The 2,428-nt window shown below is 68.2% G+C and carries 2 protein-coding genes; one reads left to right on the top strand and one right to left on the bottom strand.

Translation table 11 applies throughout. The annotated features are described in order from the left end of the window. The first annotated feature begins 210 nt into the window (after nt 1–210). Complete coding sequence (gene proC / locus ACWD4A_RS35305) at nt 211–1,020, top strand: pyrroline-5-carboxylate reductase (protein WP_451200565.1); 810 nt, start codon at nt 211–213, stop codon at nt 1,018–1,020. Between the two features lie 63 nt (nt 1,021–1,083). Here the strand turns inward: proC and trpS are convergent, their stop codons facing one another. Beyond that, on the bottom strand, nt 1,084–2,082 hold the full coding sequence (gene trpS, locus ACWD4A_RS35300; protein ID WP_451200563.1) for a tryptophan--tRNA ligase: 999 nt from the start codon (nt 2,080–2,082) through the stop codon (nt 1,084–1,086). Nucleotides 2,083–2,428 lie beyond the last annotated feature (346 nt).

Raw genomic sequence — 2,428 nt, 5'->3', positions numbered from 1 at the left:
TGGGGGACCGTGTGGGAGAGTAGGACGCCGCCGAACAAATTTTAGTGAAAAGCCCTGGTGGGAACTCCGGTTCCTGCCAGGGCTTTTCTGCATTTACGGGTGATTACGGTCAGTTCGCTGACGACTACACCGGTATGGAGCGCCTGCCGGGTGCGAGGATGGGACGGCACTCCCCCTGACACTCCAGCGCAGAAGAGGTGAGCGGGCCCCGTGACCCAGAAAGTCGCCGTCCTCGGTACAGGAAAGATCGGCGAGGCGCTTCTCAGCGGAATGATCCGTGCCGGCTGGTCGGCCGACGACCTGTTGGTCACGGCCCGCCGCCCCGAGCGGGCCGAGGCCCTCCGCGCGCGCTACGGCGTCGACACCGTCACCAACGTCGAGGCGGCCAAGGCCGCCGACACCCTCATTCTTGCCGTGAAGCCGCAGGACATGGCGACGCTCCTCGACGAGCTCGCCCCTCACCTGCCCGCCGACCGCCTGATCATCAGCGCGGCGGCGGGCATCCCCACGGCCTTCTTCGAGGAGCGGCTGCCGGACGGGACGCCTGTCGTGCGCGTCATGCCCAACACCCCTGTCCTCGTGGACGAGGGCATGTCCGTCATCTCCGCCGGCACCCACGCCACGGAGGACCACCTCCTCCACACCGAAGAGATCTTCAAGCCGGTCGGCAAGACGCTCCGGGTGCCGGAGTCCCAGCAGGATGCGGCCACCGCGCTCTCCGGCTCCGGCCCGGCGTACTTCTACTTCCTGGTCGAGGCGATGACCGACGCCGGCATCCTCCTGGGCCTTCCCCGGGACAAGGCCCACGACCTGATCGTGCAGACCGCAATCGGCGCGGCCGTGATGCTGCGCGACAGCGGTGAACACCCGGTCAAGCTCCGCGAGGCCGTCACCTCGCCCGCGGGCACGACCATCAGCGCGATTCGCGAGCTGGAACGGCACGGCGTACGGGCCGCGTTGATCGCCGCGCTCGAGGCCGCCCGGGACCGGAGCCAGGAACTCGCCTCGGGCCAGGCCTGACCGCTGCCGGAAGCGGGGTGGGCCGGAATTCCCGGCCCACCCTCGCCCCGGAGTCGGCCGGATCTACGCGGGCGGCATGAGACCGATCGCCGCGTACGCCGCGTCGACCGTCGGGCGGGCCACTTTCCGGGCCCGTTCGGCGCCGTCGCGGAGGATCGCGTCCACATATCCGGGATCGGCGCACAATTCCGCGTGCCGTTCCCGCACCGGCCGCAGGAGCTCCAGCACGGCATCGGCTGTGTCCCGTTTCAGAGCTCCGTACGACTCGTATCCCTCGGCCAGATCCGTCGGCTTTTCACCGACGCACGCCGCGAGGATCTCCAGCAGATTCGCGACCCCGGGTTGCGCCTCCCGGTCGTATACGACCGCGCTGCCGCTGTCGGTCACCGCACGCATGATTTTCTTGCGGACGATGTCCGCCTCGTCGAGCAAATAGACGATGCCGCTCGTCTCCGTGTGCGACTTCCCCATCTTCGACGTCGGGTCCTGGAGGTCCATGACGCGGGCGGCCACCGTCGGGAGCACGGCCTTCGGCACCGTGAAGGTGTGCCCGTACCGATGGTTGAACCGCACCGCCAGGTCCCGGGTCAGTTCCACGTGCTGCGCCTGGTCGTCGCCCACCGGCACCTCGTCCGCCGAATAGGCGAGGATGTCGGCCGCCATCAGCACCGGATACGTCAGCAGGGAGAGCCGTACGCTCCCGCCCGCCGCGCGCTCGCGGGCCGATTTCTCCTTGTACTGGATCATGCGGCGCATCTCGCCGTCGGAGGCCGTGCACTCCAGGAGATAGGAGAGCCGGGCGTGCTCGTCCACATGGCTCTGCACGAAGACCGTGCACTGCGTCGGCTCCAGTCCCGCGGCGAGCAGAAGTGTGGCCGCCTGTCGACTCAGCCTCCGGACCCTGGCGGGATCGTGGTCCACGGTCAGGGCGTGCAGGTCCACGACGCAGAACAGCGCGTCGGCCTTGTGCTGGTCCACTTCCACCCATTGGCGGACGGCCCCGAGGTAGTTGCCCAGCGTCAGATGGCCCGTGGGCTTGATACCGCTGAAGATCCGTGTCATCGGGTCTTGCCTCCCTTGAAGAGGGACCACCGCCACGGACAGCAAAAAGGCCGCCTGGGCGGCGGCCGTTGGATGCATGCGCAGGAGAGGGCCGCCGGTCAGGCGGCCCACCACTGCTGAGTGCTGCGGCACGCATGCTGAGTCATGCGCCGACCGTACTCCCGTGAAACCCGGTTGCGCCACGGGTTTGATGGCGCCTACGGCCTCGTGTAGAGTTCTTCGAGTTGCCACGGCGTCCGCGAGGACGGCGAGGCGGCCACTCACGCCGCACCGGCGGCACTCTCTACTTGTATGGCTCCCTGAACGGGATGGATTTCGGCTTGCCGGAATTCGGTTCGGACTCCGA

It is taken from the genome of Streptomyces sp. NPDC002537 (genome assembly GCF_053594975.1).
This window is presented reverse-complemented; position numbering and strand designations above follow the sequence as displayed.

What these genes read in the sequence shown, in the direction of transcription:
- trpS (WP_451200563.1), bottom strand. Translation starts at nt 2,082, where the DNA reads ATGACACGGATCTTCAGCGGTATCAAGCCCACGGGCCATCTGACGCTG.